This is a genomic window from Streptomyces sp. NPDC107765 (genome assembly GCF_055657085.1).
In genome coordinates this window covers 385,577-401,812 of sequence record NZ_JBVKBL010000008.1, presented here as the reverse complement: position 1 = coordinate 401,812, position 16,236 = coordinate 385,577, and the positions used below count along the sequence as shown (strand labels likewise).

General features: G+C 72.1%; 16 protein-coding genes and 2 tRNA genes. 16 read left to right on the top strand and 2 right to left on the bottom strand.

Annotated elements, in window-relative coordinates; all coding sequences use genetic code 11:
• The first annotated feature begins 375 nt into the window (after positions 1-375).
• The 5 genes from proB to ACZ7MX_RS22100 all read left to right on the top strand — a co-directional run bounded on the left by proB (position 376) and on the right by ACZ7MX_RS22100 (position 5,530).
• On the top strand, positions 376-1,494 hold the full coding sequence (proB, locus tag ACZ7MX_RS22120; RefSeq protein ID WP_472134528.1) for a glutamate 5-kinase: 1,119 nt from the start codon (positions 376-378) through the stop codon (positions 1,492-1,494).
• 248 nt (positions 1,495-1,742) lie between these two features.
• Positions 1,743-2,240 carry a hypothetical protein gene (locus ACZ7MX_RS22115; protein ID WP_472134526.1) on the top strand — a complete coding sequence of 166 codons (498 nt, stop codon included), beginning with the start codon at positions 1,743-1,745 and terminating at the stop codon, positions 2,238-2,240.
• Between the two features lie 72 nt (positions 2,241-2,312).
• Positions 2,313-3,581, top strand: coding sequence for a glutamate-5-semialdehyde dehydrogenase (locus ACZ7MX_RS22110; protein WP_472134524.1), 1,269 nt, complete (start codon positions 2,313-2,315; stop codon positions 3,579-3,581).
• Between the two features lie 87 nt (positions 3,582-3,668).
• The gene (locus ACZ7MX_RS22105; protein ID WP_472134522.1) at positions 3,669-4,298 is read left to right on the top strand and encodes an SCO2584 family spore wall biosynthesis protein; all 630 of its coding nucleotides are present in this window, start codon (positions 3,669-3,671) and stop codon (positions 4,296-4,298) included.
• Between the two features lie 107 nt (positions 4,299-4,405).
• Positions 4,406-5,530, top strand: a complete 1,125-nt coding sequence (locus ACZ7MX_RS22100; protein ID WP_472134520.1) for an SCO2583 family membrane protein — start codon at positions 4,406-4,408, stop codon at positions 5,528-5,530.
• 60 nt (positions 5,531-5,590) lie between these two features.
• On the opposite strand, the gene ACZ7MX_RS22095 is transcribed toward ACZ7MX_RS22100, so the two are convergent.
• A complete protein-coding gene (locus ACZ7MX_RS22095) occupies positions 5,591-6,682 on the bottom strand; it encodes a M48 family metallopeptidase (RefSeq protein ID WP_472134518.1) in 1,092 nt (363 codons plus the stop codon).
• A 150-nt stretch (positions 6,683-6,832) separates the two neighbouring features.
• Here ACZ7MX_RS22095 and ACZ7MX_RS22090 point away from each other — a divergent pair, with 150 nt between their 5' ends.
• From ACZ7MX_RS22090 to ACZ7MX_RS22050, 9 genes are all read left to right on the top strand, one after another.
• On the top strand, positions 6,833-6,982 hold the full coding sequence (locus ACZ7MX_RS22090; RefSeq protein WP_472134516.1) for a hypothetical protein: 150 nt from the start codon (positions 6,833-6,835) through the stop codon (positions 6,980-6,982).
• A 156-nt stretch (positions 6,983-7,138) separates the two neighbouring features.
• Complete coding sequence (locus ACZ7MX_RS22085; protein ID WP_030809529.1) at positions 7,139-7,300, top strand: hypothetical protein; 162 nt, start codon at positions 7,139-7,141, stop codon at positions 7,298-7,300.
• A 52-nt stretch (positions 7,301-7,352) separates the two neighbouring features.
• The gene (gene nadD / locus ACZ7MX_RS22080) at positions 7,353-7,964 is read left to right on the top strand and encodes a nicotinate-nucleotide adenylyltransferase (RefSeq protein ID WP_051798734.1); all 612 of its coding nucleotides are present in this window, start codon (positions 7,353-7,355) and stop codon (positions 7,962-7,964) included.
• A gap of 24 nt (positions 7,965-7,988) precedes the next feature.
• Positions 7,989-9,875: an LCP family protein gene (locus ACZ7MX_RS22075; protein WP_472134514.1), complete on the top strand. Its 1,887-nt coding sequence runs from the start codon at positions 7,989-7,991 to the stop codon at positions 9,873-9,875.
• 272 nt (positions 9,876-10,147) lie between these two features.
• On the top strand, positions 10,148-10,582 hold the full coding sequence (gene rsfS, locus ACZ7MX_RS22070) for a ribosome silencing factor (protein ID WP_472134512.1): 435 nt from the start codon (positions 10,148-10,150) through the stop codon (positions 10,580-10,582).
• Between the two features lie 14 nt (positions 10,583-10,596).
• On the top strand, positions 10,597-11,232 hold the full coding sequence (locus ACZ7MX_RS22065) for a histidine phosphatase family protein (protein ID WP_472134510.1): 636 nt from the start codon (positions 10,597-10,599) through the stop codon (positions 11,230-11,232).
• Positions 11,233-11,344: 112 nt separating this feature from the next.
• Positions 11,345-11,417, top strand: a tRNA-Ala gene (locus tag ACZ7MX_RS22060).
• A 150-nt stretch (positions 11,418-11,567) separates the two neighbouring features.
• Complete coding sequence (locus tag ACZ7MX_RS22055; RefSeq protein WP_472134508.1) at positions 11,568-11,744, top strand: hypothetical protein; 177 nt, start codon at positions 11,568-11,570, stop codon at positions 11,742-11,744.
• A 3-nt stretch (positions 11,745-11,747) separates the two neighbouring features.
• Positions 11,748-11,981: a hypothetical protein gene (locus ACZ7MX_RS22050; protein ID WP_030413843.1), complete on the top strand. Its 234-nt coding sequence runs from the start codon at positions 11,748-11,750 to the stop codon at positions 11,979-11,981.
• Positions 11,982-12,189: 208 nt separating this feature from the next.
• Here ACZ7MX_RS22050 and ACZ7MX_RS22045 read toward each other — a convergent pair whose 3' ends face one another.
• Positions 12,190-13,524: a glycosyltransferase 87 family protein gene (locus ACZ7MX_RS22045; RefSeq protein ID WP_472134506.1), complete on the bottom strand. Its 1,335-nt coding sequence runs from the start codon at positions 13,522-13,524 to the stop codon at positions 12,190-12,192.
• A 154-nt stretch (positions 13,525-13,678) separates the two neighbouring features.
• On the opposite strand from ACZ7MX_RS22045, the gene ACZ7MX_RS22040 reads away from it, so the two are divergent.
• Positions 13,679-13,751, top strand: a tRNA-Ala gene (locus ACZ7MX_RS22040).
• Between the two features lie 341 nt (positions 13,752-14,092).
• The gene (locus tag ACZ7MX_RS22035) at positions 14,093-16,051 is read left to right on the top strand and encodes a S53 family peptidase (protein ID WP_472134504.1); all 1,959 of its coding nucleotides are present in this window, start codon (positions 14,093-14,095) and stop codon (positions 16,049-16,051) included.
• Positions 16,052-16,236: the final 185 nt, after the last annotated feature.

Below are 16,236 nucleotides of genomic sequence, written 5' to 3'. Positions count from 1 at the left end.
GGACCAATCGAACGCAACCTCTTGGCCGTTGCGCCCGTCTTAAGGAATTCCGGGTGGGTGGCGGTAAATGCAGTAAATACGGCCGCGGAAATGAAGCCTTCGGCCGTATACGGAAGGGGGACCGGAGGACGTCCCTCCGTATTGTTCCAGCCTGTGACGGTGGTGTTCACCACCTCGGGGGTCCCCGTCACGTCACGGTGGCGTTCGCCACTCTGGCCGGCCCCTCGCCGTCCCACCGGGCGTCCGCCAGGCGATATCGGCACGCGCCGGCGGGCCGCACTGCCGTAGATTGCGCCCGTAGGGACGTGTACGGGACGGTCGGGGACCACCCGTACGGCGGCCGGGAAACAGGCGAGCAGTACAGGGGTACAGCAGGTGGCAGGCGCAAGGCAGGACGTCGCTCACGCCCGGCGGATCGTGGTGAAGGTGGGCTCGTCCTCACTGACCACGGCCGCCGGCGGACTGGACGCGGACCGGGTCGACGCGCTGGTGGACGTGCTGGCCAAGCACCAGGACAAGGAGATCGTGCTGGTCTCCTCCGGTGCCATCGCGGCCGGCCTGGCCCCCCTGGGCCTGGACCGGCGGCCGCGCGACCTGGCCCGCCAGCAGGCCGCCGCCAGCGTCGGCCAGGGCCTGCTGGTCGCCCGCTACACCGCCTCCTTCGCCCGCTACGGCCGGCGCGTCGGCCAGGTCCTGCTGACCTCCGACGACACCAGCCGCCGGGCCCACTACCGCAACGCCTACCGGACCCTGGACCAGCTGCTGGCCATGGGCGCCGTGCCGATCGTCAACGAGAACGACACGGTCGCCACCGACGAGATCCGCTTCGGCGACAACGACCGGCTGGCCGCGCTGGTCGCCCACCTCGTCCGCGCCGACCTGCTGATCCTGCTGTCCGACGTGGACGGCCTCTACGACGGCGACCCGGCCACCCCGGGCACCTCGCGGATAGCCGAGGTCCGTGGTCCCGAAGACCTCGAAGGCGTCTCCATCGGGAGCGCGGGCAAGGCCGGCGTGGGCACCGGCGGCATGGTCACCAAGGTCGAGGCGGCCCGGATCGCCGCCGCGGCAGGCATCCCGGTCATCCTGACCTCCGCCGTGCACGCCGCGGAAGCGCTGGCCGGGGGGCCCACGGGCACGCACTTCCTGCGGACCGGGCGCCGCTCCGCCGACCGGCTGCTGTGGCTCGCGCACGCCTCCACACCGCGCGGCGCCCTCGTCCTGGACGACGGGGCGGTCCAGGCCGTCGTGGAGCGGCACTCCTCGCTGCTGCCCGCCGGTATCGCGGCGGTGGAGGGCGAGTTCACGGCCGGCGACCCGGTCGAGCTGCGGGACGGCGGGGGCCGGGCGATCGCCCGCGGACTCGTCAATTTCGACGCCCGGGAAATCCCCCGATTGATTGGCCGTTCGACCCGCGATCTCGCCCGTGAGCTGGGACCCGCCTACGAGCGGGAGGTCGTGCACCGCGACGATCTGGTGCTGCTCCACCACTGACGCCGCCGGAGCCCCGCCGACGCCCGTCGCGGCACCGGCACACCGCCCCGCCCGCGGTGCACCGGCCGGTCTTTTCCCGCGAGAGCTTCGCAAAAACGCCCCCGCGACGGCCCGCGGACTGGTCAACTTTGTTGCGGGGCGCCACAGGGGAGGGGTGCCCACCGCGCGCAAGCGCACCCGTCGACGTACCACCCAGTCGGCCCCGCAACCGCCCGGGGCCGAGCAATTCGCCACACAGGAGGCCGCCGGTGAGACGAGGGCGCCCAGGGGCACCGCCCCGAGGGACGGCGGAGCGCACACTGACCAGCGTCGGACCCGGGCCGGCCGCCGGCCGGCCCGAGGACGAGGACCTGGGGGAGCGCAGCGGGACCGCGCGGCCAACCGCGGAGAGCGACCGCGAAGAGGCGTCCCGGCTCTGGCACATCACCCTCAGCGTCTCGGGGGCCGAGGCCCCGCTGCGGGAGGTCCGGCGGGCGCTGGAGCAGCTCGCGCACGACCACCCCTTCCTGCTGACCAGCCGCTACGCCAACGACCACGCCGAGATTCGCTACTGGGAGGAGGCCCGCGACCTGCACGACGCCGCGGCGGTCGCCCTGCGGCTCTGGGGCGAGCACCGTTCGACGGCCAAGCTGCCCCCGTGGGAGATCGTCGGCCTGGAGGTCATCGACCGTGAGACGTACCACCAGCGCATCGCCGAGGGTTACGGACCGCCACCGGCCGCACCCGTAGGCGTACACCCCTTCTGACGGGCGGCCCGATGCGTTCCGCGCTGTGAGATGGACCCTGGCCGCGGTCTGCCCGCCCGATAGGCTGCGGCCATGACCAGCAGCGCATCGCAGACCTCGCCCGTCCTCGACACCGCCCGCCGTGCGCGGGAGGCGGCCGCCGTCCTGGCGCCACTGCCGCGGACGGCCCGCGACGCCGCGCTGCTCGCCATCGCCGACGCCCTGGTGGAGCGGACCGGGGAGATCGTCGCCGCCAACGCCCGGGACGTCGCCAAGGCCCGCGAGGCCGGCACCGCCGAGTCGATCGTGGACCGGCTCACCCTCACCCCGGAGCGGATCGCGGCGATCGCCGCGGACGTCCGGCAGGTCGTGGCGCTGCCCGACCCGGTCGGCGAGGTGGTCCGCGGCTCGACCCTGCCCAACGGCCTCGACCTGCGCCAGGTCCGGGTCCCGCTCGGCGTGATCGGCATCATCTACGAGGCCCGGCCCAATGTGACGGTGGACGCCGCCGCCCTCTGCCTGAAGTCCGGCAACGCCGTGCTGCTGCGCGGCTCGTCCTCCGCCTACGCCTCCAACAGCGCCCTGGTGGACGTGCTGCGCGACGCGGTCCAGAGCGCCGGGCTGCCCGCCGACGCCGTCCAGCTGGTGCCCGGTGAGAGCCGCGACTCGGTGCGCGAGCTGATGCGCGCCCGCGGCCTGGTCGACGTGCTGATCCCGCGTGGCGGCGCCTCGCTGATCCGTACGGTCGTCGAGGAGTCCACCGTCCCGGTGATCGAGACCGGCACCGGCAACTGCCACGTCTACGTCGACGAGGCCGCCGACCTCGACATGGCGATCGACATCCTGATCAACTCCAAGGCCCAGCGGCCCAGCGTCTGCAACGCCGCCGAGACCGTGCTGGTGCACGCCGGGATCGCCGAGAAGTTCCTGCCGCGCGCCCTGGAGGCGCTCACCGAGGCCGGGGTGGTCGTGCACGGCGACGCCGCCTGGCAGCAGGCCGGACCCGGGCTGGTCGCCCCCGCCACCGACGAGGACTGGGCCACGGAGTACCTCTCGTACGACATCGCGGCCGCCGTGGTGCCCGACCTGGAGGCGGCGGTCGCGCACATCCGGCGCTGGACCTCCGGGCACACCGAGGCGATCGTCACCACCTCGCAGGCCGCGGCCCGCCGGTTCACCCAGTTGGTGGATTCCACCACCGTCGCGGTCAACGCCTCGACCCGCTTCACGGACGGCGGCCAGTTCGGTTTCGGTGCCGAGATCGGCATCTCCACCCAGAAGCTGCACGCCCGCGGCCCCATGGGCCTACCGGAACTGACCTCCACCAAATACATCGTCACCGGCGACGGCCACACCCGCTGACGCCGATCGCGGATCTCCCGTCCCCGCAGCCCCGTTCTCTGTGCTTTCTCCCTGCCCAAAATGGTCCCCCGGGGCTAACCTGGACGGGTGCCGGACGACGTGGGGGGCACGCCGTTCCCGGACGGCGAAGAGCCCGACGAGCACCACCACGGGAGCCACGGAAAAGCGGATGAGGAATTCGCTTCCGTGGTCTTCGACGAGGAATTCGTCCGGTCCGCGCGGATCCACGAGCCCTCGGCGGTCGAGCGGATGCTGGCCGCCGCCGAGGCGCGCGCCGAGGCCGAAGCGGCCCGCTCGGCCCCCGGTTTCGGCCCCGACGGCGACGGCCCGGACGACCCCGACGCATACGGCGACCCGCGGCGGCACGGTGCGTACGGCGGGTACGAGGACGAGTACGACGACCGGCCGCACGGCCCGTACGGCCCCTACGGCGGCTCGCTGCGGCCCTACCGCGGCAGTACCCGCTGGCACCGGCCGGTGGCCTGGGTGCTGGCCGTGGTCATGGGCATCGGGCTGGTCGCGCTGGCCTTCACCGCCGTCTTCCGCGGTGCGTCCGGGCGCAACCAGAGCCCGGCGCCGGCCCCCACCTCCAGCGGTGTCGACGCCCCGGCCACCGGCGGCGCGGACAGCGTCCGCACGGCCCGCCCCGGCCTGCCGTCGCTGCCGTCCGCCGAGACCGTGCGCCCGTCGTTCTCCGCCGGCACCCGGGCACAATGACGCCGTCGCGCGCTGCCCGCATCCGGGGCGCCCGAAACGGAACGGTGCGCTGAAGTTGCCCGCCGCCCCGGCGTTTACCTTCGCCCCGGCCGACCTACTCTTGTTGTATGACCGGGCCTGGTGACCCTCCCGAAGGGACGCCCAACGGCGCCCCGGGAGGCGGTGAGGACGAGTACCGATCCGTCGTCTTCGACGAATCGTTTGTGCGCGCTGCGCGGCTGCAGGAATTCTCCGCCGACGAACGGCTCGGCGAGCACCATGCACCCGCGGTGAAGACCCGCCGCGCCTGGATGCGGCTGGGGGGCTCCCGGCAGGCGATCCTCCTGGTGCTGCTGATCGTGCTGGCCTTCGGCACCGCCGTCTACATGGGCATCCGGCACCCCTACAAGACCCCGGAACCGCCCCGGGTGCAGCCGCTGCGGTCGGCCGTCGTGCCGCTCGCGCCGAGCGGCGAGGTGCCCGGCGGCACGCCCGAGGACCTCTTCGCGCACAGTCCCGCGGCGACTTACCGGATCGGCGCCGCGGGCGTGAACCTGCCCACGGTCTCCCGCACCGACCACTTCTCCGACGGCCAGATCGTCTCCGCGCTGACCATCGCCAAGGACTACCTCGTCCGCTCCTCGCTGGACCCGAACACCCTCACCGGCGGTTCCGTGCGGCCGCTGCGGCTGCTGCTCGACACCGGCCAACTCGACCAGTTCGACCGCAGCTTGGCGCACCCGGACGACAACGGCCGGAACGCCGCCACCGGCTGGCTGGTCCGCTTCGACCCGAAGCAGACCCGGCTCGCCGACCGGAACGTACGGGTCGACGGCACGCTGTCCGCCGCGGAGTTGAGCCCGGACGCGCTGGAGGTCACCGCGGACTACACCTTCGTCTACGCCGTCCGGCCCGCCCCCGGCACGCAGCAGGCCGCGGCCGGCCAGGACGTCGGCAAGGCCACCCCGGGCGCCGCCTCGCTGGTCACCGTGCGGCGCGAGATGCACTTCCGGCTGGGCCGCGACGACCTGACCGACCACCGCCTGGAGGTGCTGCAGAGCAGCCTGCAGGCCGGGCCGCTGGCCTGCTCCTCGCAGTCGGCCGACGCGCTGCACCCGCTCTTCGCGGGACAGCACGCCGGCAGCGACCGCCCGGCCGGCACCGACCCCTACGCCAGGGACCGGGCCAACCCCTCGCTGTGCGGTCAGCTGGCGCCGTCCGCCGAGCCGAAGCCGGCCCACCCGATCCGCTAGGCGTCCCAGGGCCCGCCGGGCGTGCGAGCCGCTCCGCCGGGCGTGGTGTGTGTCCTTCCCTCAGGCTTCCGAACCGTTGGTCCGGTCCGTGCCGTTGGCGCCGCCCTGGCCGCCGCGCGCGCCGCCGCTGCCGAAGACCGTGTCCCGCAGCTTGCCGCCCAAGTCGCCCGCCCCGCCCGCGATATCGCGGACCAGGCCCATCAGCGGGTCCTTGCTGTTGCGGACCGACTCGGCGTAGTGCGCCGCCGAGTCCCGGAACGAGTCGGACACCGAGGCGTCCTTGTCCTCGTCGCGGCGGGGGTAGTGGCCGTCCATGATCCGCTGGTAGTCGCGGCTGGCCGCCCACTTCTTCAGCTCGGCCGCCCGCACGGTCGTGAACGGGTGGCTGCGCGGCAGGAGGTTGAGGATCTTCAGCACGGAGTCGCGCAGATCGCCGCCCGACTCGTACTCGTCGGCCTGCTTGAGGAAGGCGTCGACGTTCATCTCGTGCAGATGATTGCCGCCCGCCAGCTTCATCAGGCCGCGCATCGAGGCCTGCAGGTCCTGCCCGACCAGCAGCCCGGCGCGGTCCGCCGACAGCTCGGACTTGCGGAACCACTCGCGCAGCGCCGTCACGATCGCCATGATCGCGACGTTGCCCAGCGGGATCCAGGCGACCTTCATGGCGAGGTTGGTCAGGAACAGCAGGATCGTGCGGTAGACCGCGTGCCCGGAGAGGGCGTGGCCGACCTCGTGGCCGACGACCGCCCGCATCTCCTCCTCGTCGAGCAGCTCGACCAGACCGGTCGTCACCACGATGATCGGCTCGTCCAGACCGATGCACATGGCGTTGGGCTGCGGGTCCTGATTGACGTACATCGGCGGGACCTTCTCCAGGTCCAGGATGTAGCAGGCGTCGCGCAGCATGTCGTTCAGGTGCGAGAACTGCTGGTCGCTGACGCGCACCGAGTCCGACAGGAACAGCAGCCGGAGGCTGCGCTCCGGCAACAGGCCGCTGAGCGTCTTGAAGACGGTGTCGAACCCGCTGAGCTTGCGCAGGGCGACCAGCGCCGAGCGGTCCGCGGGGTGCTCGTACGACCGCGAGGAGATTCCGGGGAATCGCCGCCGGTCCCGGCTCGGTACACGCGCGCTGCCGTCTGGGCTCTCCGTCATTGGGGCCTCCCCCTCTTCGACTGCGTGAGTTTCAGACTAGAGGACGCCACTGACAGGCGAATGGATGCTCGGGCGTACGCTGGCGATCGCACCAATGACCGCACAGGCCCGTACAAAAGACCCGCCGGGCCGTACCCGAGGAGCGCCGCCATGCCGCATCCGAGCCTGCTGCTCGCCGCAGCCGAGGAGACCGCCAGGGACGGCGGCCCCGGATGGATCCTGCGCACCGTGATCATCGTAGGCGTGCTCGGCGCTGTCCTGCTCGCGTGGTTCCTGCTGCGCGGCTACGGACAGGACTGACCGGCCGGGACCGGCCGGCCGGGACCGCGTCCTGTCGGGCGTGCGGACGCGGCCGGGCGCATCCGGGTGGAGTCGCCGTGAGCCCGCAGTGGGCCGACGCATACGATGTGGTGGAAGTCTCTGCCCGCACCCGAGCCCGGATTGGTCCTGCTGACGATGAGCCTGCACACCACCGCACAGTCCCTGGTTTCCCTCGCCGCCGAACCCGGCCACGAGGGCGGTCACGCCAGCCTCAGCCCTTTCGTGACCGGCGGCGGTGCCCTGTTTGTCCTGCTCCTCCTGCTGTGGGTCACGACCCGCTTCAACCGGGACCGCTGAGCGCCGGCACCCGGCCCCCGGCATCGCGCGCCGCCCAGTAGGGTCTGCACGCATGGGAGAGCACACAGGGCCCGTGAAGCGGCGACTCGGAGTGATGGGCGGGACGTTCGACCCGATCCACCACGGACACCTGGTCGCCGCCAGCGAGGTGGCCAGCCAGTTCCACCTCGACGAGGTCATCTTCGTGCCGACCGGACAGCCGTGGCAGAAGAGCCACAAGAAGGTGTCCCCGGCCGAGGACCGGTATCTGATGACGGTCATCGCGACCGCGTCGAACCCGCAGTTCTCCGTCAGCCGCATCGACATCGACCGCGGCGGCAAGACGTACACGATAGACACGCTGCGTGATCTGCGCGCGGAGCACCGTGACGCGGATCTGTTCTTCATCACCGGCGCCGACGCGCTCAGTCAGATCCTGACCTGGCACGATGCCGCGGAGCTGGTGTCGCTCGCCCACTTCATCGGGGTGACCAGGCCCGGCCACGTCCTCGCGGACCCCGGGCTGCCCGAGGGGGCGGTGTCCCTGGTCGAGGTGCCCGCGCTGGCCATCTCCTCGACCGACTGCCGGGCGCGCGTCGCCCAGGGGGATCCGGTCTGGTACCTGGTGCCGGACGGTGTGGTGCGCTACATCGACAAAAAGCAGCTGTACCGCAACGACCGCTGACGGGGCTGACGGAAAGGGGCACCGGTGAGCGACCGACACGATCCGTACGGGCCGCAGGACCCGTATGCCCGCGACCCTTACGCCCAGGAGCAACAAGGGCAGCAGGGACAGCCGGGCTACACCTACGACGCCTACGGGCAGCCGGTCTACCACGACGCCGCCCGGCCGCCGTACGAACAGCACCACGACCCGTACGGCGGGCACTCCGCCCCGCCCGCCTACGAGGGCTACGACCCGTACGGCACGGCGCAGGGCCACCAGGCGCAGCAGGCCTACCAAGGTGACCAAGCACACCAGGGGCACCAGGGACAGCAGACCGGCGCGGACTACGGCTACGACCCGTACGGCCGCGGCCAGGTCCAGGCCGAACCCGGCTACCCCCAGCAGTACGACCCGTACGGCCGGCCGCAGCAGGCAGCCCCCCAGCAGGCGCCCCCGCAGCAGGTCCCCCCGCAGGAGTGGATCCCTCAGCAGACCCAGCAGTCGCCCTACGAGCAGCTCTCCTACGAGGAGCAGCGCCACGGCGCGCCGGCGCCTGGTGGCCGCGAGGACGGCCGGCAGCCGGGCGACGGGCGCCGCGCTCCCTCGGGCGGCCCGGCGGCGGAGACGGCGAACGACCCGGCCGACCGGGCCGGCGGTGCCTCTTCCGACGACCCGGACTACCGCACCGAACAGTTCTCCTTCATCGAGGAGCCCGACGAGGACTCCGAAGACGTCATCGACTGGCTGAAGTTCACCGAGAGCCGCACCGAGCGGCGCGAGGAGGCCAAGCGGCGCGGCCGCAGCCGGATCATCGCGCTGTCGGTCGTTCTGGTCCTCCTGGTGGCCGGTGGTGCCGGCTATCTGTGGTGGGCGGGCAAGCTGCCCGGACTGGCCGGGCCGGGCACCGGCCCGGCCGCCGCGGCCGGCGGCCAGAAGCGCGACGTCCTCGTCGTGCACCTGCGGGACACCAAGACGGGCAACAGCTCGACCGCGCTCCTGGTGGACAACGAGACCACCCACAAGGGCACCACCGTCCTGCTGCCCAACAGCCTCGTGGTCCCCAAGGACGACGGCAGCGCCACCACGCTCGGCAAGTCCGTGAAGGCCGACGGCGCCGAGCCCACCCGGGACGCCCTCAACAGCCTCCTGGGCGCCGACCTGAAGGCCACCTGGCGGCTGGACACCCCCTACCTGGAGAACCTCGTCGAGACGGTCGGCGGGATCACCCTCGACACCGACGCCACCGTGCCCGGCGCCAAGAAGGGCGCCTCCCCGGTGGTCAAGCAGGGCCGTGCCCAGGACCTGGGCGGCCAGGCGGCCGTCGCCTACGCCACCTACCAGGCGCCCGGTGAGCCGCAGACCCGGCAGCTGCAACGCTTCGGCCAGGTCATGCAGGCGACGCTGAAGAAGGTCTCCAGCGATTCGGACGGCGCCACCGCCACCGTCAAGGCCCTCCTCCAGGTCCTCGACCCGCCGCTCACCGAGGCCCAGCTGGGCAGCTCGCTGGCGCAGCGCGCAGAACTGGCGAAAACCGGCGCCTACCGCACGACCCTGCTGCCCGTACTGGCCGACGGCACGCTCAGCCAGACCACCGCGGCCGGCGTCGTCAAGGACGTGCTCGGCGGCACGGTCAAGAAGACCGCCCCCGACACCACCGCCCGGGTGGCCGTCCGCAACGCCACCGGCAACAAGGCGGCGACCGGAAAGGCGCAGGTCGCCCTGCTCAACGGCGGCTACACCTTCGTCGACGACGGCACCCAGGGCGCGGCCCGGGCCGCCTCCCAGGTCACGTACGCGGACGCCGCCTCCAAGGCGAAGGCCACCGAGGTCGCCAAGACGCTGGGCCTGCCGGCGGGCGCGGTCCGGCAGGGCAAGGGCGCCGGGAACGCCGACATCACGGTGGTCCTCGGCCAGGACTACAAGGGCTGACGGGAGGGGCGGGCGGTCCGCCGCAGGACCGGCCCGCCCCCTCCGTCACCGGCGGCCCGGAGCCGCCGCCACCGCTCTGACCTGCCCGGATGCGCGATCTGACCCGCTGGTTCGAAAACCCTGCCGGGAGTGTCGGTGGTCCGTGAGACCCTTGAGGGGTACCTGACCGCCGATCCGGTTGCCGACGGGGACCGCGGCGCGCGCCGCGGCGGGGCCCAGCCCCCCGCCCCGTGACCGGCCGGAGAAGCAGCCCTCGACCCGGAAAGCCGCTTGTGACCGCCACGGACCGCTCCATCGAGCTCATCAACGCCGCAGCCCAGGCCGCGGCCGACAAGCTCGCGCACGACATCATCGCGTACGACGTCAGTGACGTCCTCTCGATCACCGATGCCTTCCTGCTGGCCTCGGCCCCCAGCGACCGCCAGGTGAAGTCGATCGTCGACGAGATCGAGGAACGCCTCGCCAAGGAGCTCGGCGCCAAGCCGGTCCGCCGCGAGGGCGACCGCGAGGCCCGCTGGGTGCTGCTCGACTACGTCGACATCGTCGTGCACGTTCAGCACAGTGAGGAGCGCGTGTTCTACGCGCTCGAGCGGCTGTGGAAGGACTGCCCGGAGATCGGCCTCCCCGAGGACGCCGAGGCCACCCGCGGCAAGGCTGCCGCGCACGCCGAGGCCGCAGCGGGCCGGCAGGACGGAGAGCTGCTCTGAACGGCGCGAAGCGGGTGCCGGGCCGCCGCATCGTCCTGTGGCGGCACGGCCAGACGGCCTGGAATCTGGAGCGCCGCTTCCAGGGCTCCACGGACATCGAGCTGACGGACGCGGGGCTGGCCCAGGCCCGGCGCTCGGCCCGGCTGCTCGCCGCCCTGCGGCCGGACGCGATCATCGCCTCCGACCTCAGCCGCGCGGCCGCCACGGCGAACGAGCTCGCCGCGCTCACCCGGCTCGACGTGACCCACGACGCGGCCCTGCGCGAGACGTACGCGGGCTCCTGGCAGGGGCTGACCCACGAGGAGATCGTCGCGCGCTACGGCGAGGAGTACACCGCCTGGAAGCGCGGTGAGCCGGTGCGGCGCGGCGGCGGCGAGCTGGAGACCGAGGTGGCCGACCGGGCCGCCCCCGTGGTGCTCAACCACGCCGACAAGCTGCCCGAGAACGGCACCCTGGTCGTCGTCAGCCACGGCGGCACGATCCGCACCACCATCGGGCGGCTGCTCGGCCTGGAGGCCCACCACTGGGAGGGCCTGGGCGGTCTGTCGAACTGCTGCTGGTCCGTGCTCGGCGAGGGCGCCCGCGGCTGGCGCCTGTTGGAGCACAACGCCGGCACCCTGCCGGAGCCGGTGCTCGGCGACGACGTCTGACCCCGCCGGCGGCCCGGGCGGACCCGGATTTCACATCTGGGCAGGTCGCAGGCTAAAGTTCTTCTTGTTCGCGGCGCCGCCGGGGAAAACCCGGAGGAGCGGAACAAGACCCGGGGCTATAGCTCAGTTGGTAGAGCGCCTGCATGGCATGCAGGAGGTCAGGAGTTCAATTCTCCTTAGCTCCACAACCCGGATGATCCCGCCTCCAGATGGAGGCGGGATCATTGCGTATGTGCGTAACCCGCGCAGGGCCCGGCCCGCTGTGAAGACGGACCTGACCTGGTGGGCCGTCCGTGGCAGAATCGGACGGCGCCGCCAGGGGAGGAGAAACAGCGATGCCCACGAGCATCCTCGGGGAGGTCGACGACCTGCTCGACGTCTCTGCGGCGGGCGCCTGCTACGGCTCTGCCCTGCAGTGCCCCTCGTGCGGGTCGTCGCACGTCGCCCAGGTGCTGGGCGACAACGGCGGCATCTCCTTCGTTTGTACGGCCTGCGGCCACAGTTGGAGCTGATGGATGGGCGCCCACAGCAGGAAATGTGACTGGTGCGGCAGCGGAACGCCGATCGTGCGCGACATGGAACCGGTCAACACCGACTACCAGTACTGGTGCGAGGAATGCGCCCGCGCCCTGGTCATAAAGGGCGACCCGATCGAGACCTACCGGGAGCTCGACGGGGAGCCGATCTACGGGCGGCTGCTCGACGAGCACTGCACGCTCAAGCGCTTCTACTCGTTCGCCACGGCCTGACCGGCGTCGCCCGCCAACTGGCGCCCGTTCCGTCCACCTTGGGACGGATGAGCGCGACGTCCTGACCTCCTTCCGGGCATCTCCGGAGGCTTCCGGGCACTTCCGTGCGGTTCCGGTCGGTTCCGGTCGGTTCCGGTCGGACGGAACTGCCGTGGGCTCGCCCGGCGTTGGACGGGTCGACGGCGTACCGACCGGCGCCCCGGCCGCGTCAATCGCGGGTGGCGGGGGCGCGGTTGGCCCGCCACAGCCGGGTCCCGGCCAGCGCCAGCACGGCCAGCCCGGCGAGCGGATAGACGTCGGAGAGCAGCATCTGGAGGCCGTTCTGGTGCAGTTCCTGATGCTGGTGCCAGCGGTGCGGTACCCACCACAGCGCGAAGGAGCAGAAGAGGAGGCCGAGCGTGACGGTGATCACCCACCAGCGGCGTGCGCCGGTGCCGGTCCGGTCGAGCGCCTCGGATCCGAGCAGGACCAGCATCGGCACGCACCACACCCAGTGGTGGGACCAGGAGACCGGGCTGATGAGGAGGGCGGTCGCGGCACAGGCGACGGCCGCCCAGGCGCGCCCGCCGTCGACCGGGGCGGCCTGTGGCCCGCGCAGCAGGGCTCCGGCGGCCAGGACCAGGCCCGCGAGTGCGGTCAGCCCGGCCAGTACGGCCCAGGAGGCGCCGGGGTCATGGGTGTGCAGCAGCCGGGCGAGCGCGCCGCGCAGCGACTGGTTCGCGGTGATCTCCACCTCACCGACCCGGTCGGCGGCGAACACGATCCCGGTCCAGAAGCGGTGCGAGTCGCGGGGCAGTGCGAGGGCGGAGAGGAGGGCGGTGGCGAGGAAGGTCGCGACCGCGACGGCGGCCTGCCGCAGCCAGGGGTTCCAGGCGGCGCGTGGACCGGCGCCGGAGCGCAGGCGCTGCCCGGCCCGTACGGCGCCGGCCACGGCCAGGAAGACGGCGAACAGTGCCGGTGTGAGCTTGATGCCGGCCGCGATACCGATGCCGATACCGGCGAACCGGTGGCTGTCCTTGCGGGTCAGGTCCCACAGCACGAGCGCGGCGAGCAGCAGGTTGATCTGGCCGTAGCGCAGCGTCGTCCACACCGGTTCGCACCACACCAGCAGCGCCGAGACGGCCAGGGTGGCGGCCGGCCGGGGCAGCCGGCGGGGCCGGTCCGCCAGGCGCAGCGAGAAGCCGACGACGGCGACGAGCAGCAGCAGGTTCCCGGCGGTGGCCAGGGTGCGCATCGCCGGGACGCCGAGGAGGGTCAGCGGGGTGAAGAGCAGTGCCGCGAAGGGCGGGTAGGTGTTGGGCAGGTGGGCCGAGGTGGCCACCATGTCGTAGAGGGACTCGCCGTTGCGGACGGTCAGCCCTTCGGCCCGGTAGACCATGAGGTCGATCATCGTGACGTGCGCGAGCCGCTGGGCGATCCAGAAGGCGGTGAAGGAGACCAGGCAGGCCAGCGCCGCCGCGGCCGTCGGGTGGCGGCGCAGGACGCCCTTGCCGGGGTGCGGGCCGCCGGGGTCGGTGGGCTGTTCCAGCTCCAGCGCGGTCACGGCGTACGGCTCCCCAGGACGAATCGGGCACGGCCTGCCGACAGTACCGCGCGCCCCCTCCGCGGGCCCTCGGGAGAACGATTTGGCAGAAGGCGGGGAGGTCCGTGTAATGTAGGCGATGCCGCAGCGGGGAACCGGGCGGAAAACAAAATCTGGGGCTATAGCTCAGTTGGTAGAGCGCCTGCATGGCATGCAGGAGGTCAGGAGTTCAATTCTCCTTAGCTCCACAAATACAGAGCAGGCCGTCCATTGCGGACGGCCTGCTCTGCTGTGTGCACCCGACTCCCGGATGGGGCGAGTACTCGACATCCGGAGTGACGGTCGGTCAAGTACCTGTCCGCTATGGCGGATTCAGTGTTCGCCGGATGGTCATTCCTGACCAGTCCTTGTCATTCCTTGGCCTCTTCTTGGTGATCACATTCCCCTGACATGAACAGTTCACCGAAAGAGTGGCGACTCGCGTGAGCGTCACATCCACCGCATGCACCGCTCGTGAGGTGCCGCGCATCGGCGCATCGGCGCACCGCGTCACCCCGCAGCGCAGCGCATCGCCACAGCAGGGGGTTACATGAGATCAAGCCACACCGGATCACCGCGCGTCCGCGCCGGTCTGGCCTGGGCAGCCGCGCTGCCCCTGGTCGCCGGCGCGCTCGCACTCGGCGCGCCCGCCGCCGACGCCGCGGGCCACGACGGTGGCCGGCACGCACTGCTGGGCACCAAGCCGCTCTGGGCCACCCAGAAGGCCGACCAGGGCGCCACCGCGGACTCCGCGGCCGTCAACGCCCGGGTCTACCTCGCCGGCCGCGACGCCAAGGGCCTGGCCGCCTACGCCCGGGCCGTGTCCGACCCGCACTCGGCCGCGTACGGGAAGTACCTGAGCCCCGCCCAGACGCGGGCGCGCTTCGGTGCCACCCGTGACCAGATAGCCAAGGTGACCGACTGGCTGACGAAGTCCGGCCTGAAGGTCACCGGCTCCACCAACCGCTACCTCACGGTGCAGGGCGACGCGGCCGCCGCCGAGCAGGCCTTCGCCACCGACCTGCACAACTACCGCAAGGGCGGGCACACTTACCACGCCCCGTCGACCACCGCCTCCGCGCCCGCCACGCTGGCCGACGCGGTGCTGACGGTCACCGGCCTGGACAACGCGCCGAAGCTCGCCAAGCACCACTCCGGCGAACTGCCGCCCCCGGAGGGCGTCTTCCGGAACTCCGGCCCGTTCTCCTCGTACTACGGCTCCCGCACCAACAAGGACCTGCCGTCCGCCTACGGGAGCAAGGCGCCGTACGCGGTCAAGGGCTACACGGGCAAGCAGCTGCGGGCCGCCTACGGGGCGAAGAAGTGGACCGGCAAGGGCGTCACCGTCGCGATCACCGACGCCTTCGCCTCGCCGACGATCTCCAAGGACGCCGCCACGTACGCCGCCCGCAACGGCGACGCCGCGTACCGCCGCGGCCAGCTCTCCCAGGTGCTGCCCAACAAGTACACGCACATCGACGAGTGCGGCGCGGCCGGCTGGTACGGCGAGGAGACCCTCGACGTCGAGGCCGTCCACGCGGTCGCCCCGGCCTCCGACGTCGTCTACGTCGGCGCCTCGTCCTGCATGGACGACGACCTGATCGACTCGCTCGGCAAGATCGTCGACGGTCACCTCGCCGACATCGTCTCCAACTCCTGGGGCGACATCGAGGCGAACGAGACCCCGGACGTGGCCGCCGCCTACGACCAGCTCTTCCAGCAGGGCGCGGTCCAGGGCATCGGCTTCTACTTCTCCTCCGGCGACAACGGTGACGAGGTCGCCAACACCGGCAGCAAGCAGGTCGACACCCCGGCGAACTCCGCCTGGGTGACCGCCGTCGGCGGCACCTCCCTGGCCGTCGGCAAGCACGACAAGTACCAGTGGGAGACCGGCTGGGGCACCCAGAAGGCGCTGCTCTCCAAGGACGGCAGCAGCTGGGCCGGCTTCCCCGGCGCCTTCAACGGCGGGGCCGGCGGCGGCGTCAGCAAGACCGTGGCGCAGCCCTTCTACCAGCGCGGAGTCGTCCCGGACTCGCTGTCCAACACCCTGCTGAAGGGCCGGATGCGCACCGTTCCGGACATCTCGGCGGTCGCCGACCCCAACACCGGCTTCCTGGTGGGCCAGACCCAGACCCTGCCCGGCGGCAAGCTCGGCTACGACGAGTACCGCATCGGCGGCACCTCCCTGGCCGCCCCGGTCATCGCCGGCGTCCAGGCGCTCGCCCAGCAGGCCCGGCACGGTGTGGCCATCGGCTTCGCCAACCCCGGCATCTACCAGCGCTACGGCACGTCCGCCTACCACGACGTCACCGACCACCCGCTGGGCGCCGGCCGTGACCTCGCCGTCGTCCGCGTGGACTACGTCAACGGCACGGACAGCAGCGCGGGCACCACGACGTCGCTGCGCAGCCTCGGCAAGGACAGCTCCCTGCACGCCGTCGTCGGCTACGACGACGTCACCGGCGTGGGCAGCCCCAGCGCCGGCTACGTGAGCTCCTACCGTCCCTGACGGACCGGCGTGGCCCGCGCCGGGGGCAATCCTCGGCGCGGGCCCCGTACGCCCTGCGGTACCCTGGCGCCATGCGTGCCGTACGCCTTCTGCTTAGCGGGCCGCGCTGATCAGTGCCGACGGATGACAGACCCGTCGGAATCGGCGCGGCGTCCCCTCCTGTGCGAGGGGTCTTTTTGTTTCCG

Excerpts from the sequence above, each read along its gene's own strand:
- ACZ7MX_RS22055 (WP_472134508.1), top strand. The coding sequence starts at position 11,568 with ATGCCCACGAGCATCCTCGGGGAGGTCGACGACCTGCTCGACGTCTCT.
- ACZ7MX_RS22110 (WP_472134524.1), top strand. The coding sequence starts at position 2,313 with ATGACCAGCAGCGCATCGCAGACCTCGCCCGTCCTCGACACCGCCCGC.
- ACZ7MX_RS22050 (WP_030413843.1), top strand. The coding sequence starts at position 11,748 with ATGGGCGCCCACAGCAGGAAATGTGACTGGTGCGGCAGCGGAACGCCG.
- ACZ7MX_RS22035 (WP_472134504.1), top strand. The coding sequence starts at position 14,093 with ATGAGATCAAGCCACACCGGATCACCGCGCGTCCGCGCCGGTCTGGCC.
- ACZ7MX_RS22090 (WP_472134516.1), top strand. The coding sequence starts at position 6,833 with ATGCCGCATCCGAGCCTGCTGCTCGCCGCAGCCGAGGAGACCGCCAGG.
- ACZ7MX_RS22085 (WP_030809529.1), top strand. The coding sequence starts at position 7,139 with ATGAGCCTGCACACCACCGCACAGTCCCTGGTTTCCCTCGCCGCCGAA.
- ACZ7MX_RS22095 (WP_472134518.1), bottom strand. The coding sequence starts at position 6,682 with ATGACGGAGAGCCCAGACGGCAGCGCGCGTGTACCGAGCCGGGACCGG.
- nadD (WP_051798734.1), top strand. The coding sequence starts at position 7,353 with ATGGGAGAGCACACAGGGCCCGTGAAGCGGCGACTCGGAGTGATGGGC.
- ACZ7MX_RS22100 (WP_472134520.1), top strand. The coding sequence starts at position 4,406 with ATGACCGGGCCTGGTGACCCTCCCGAAGGGACGCCCAACGGCGCCCCG.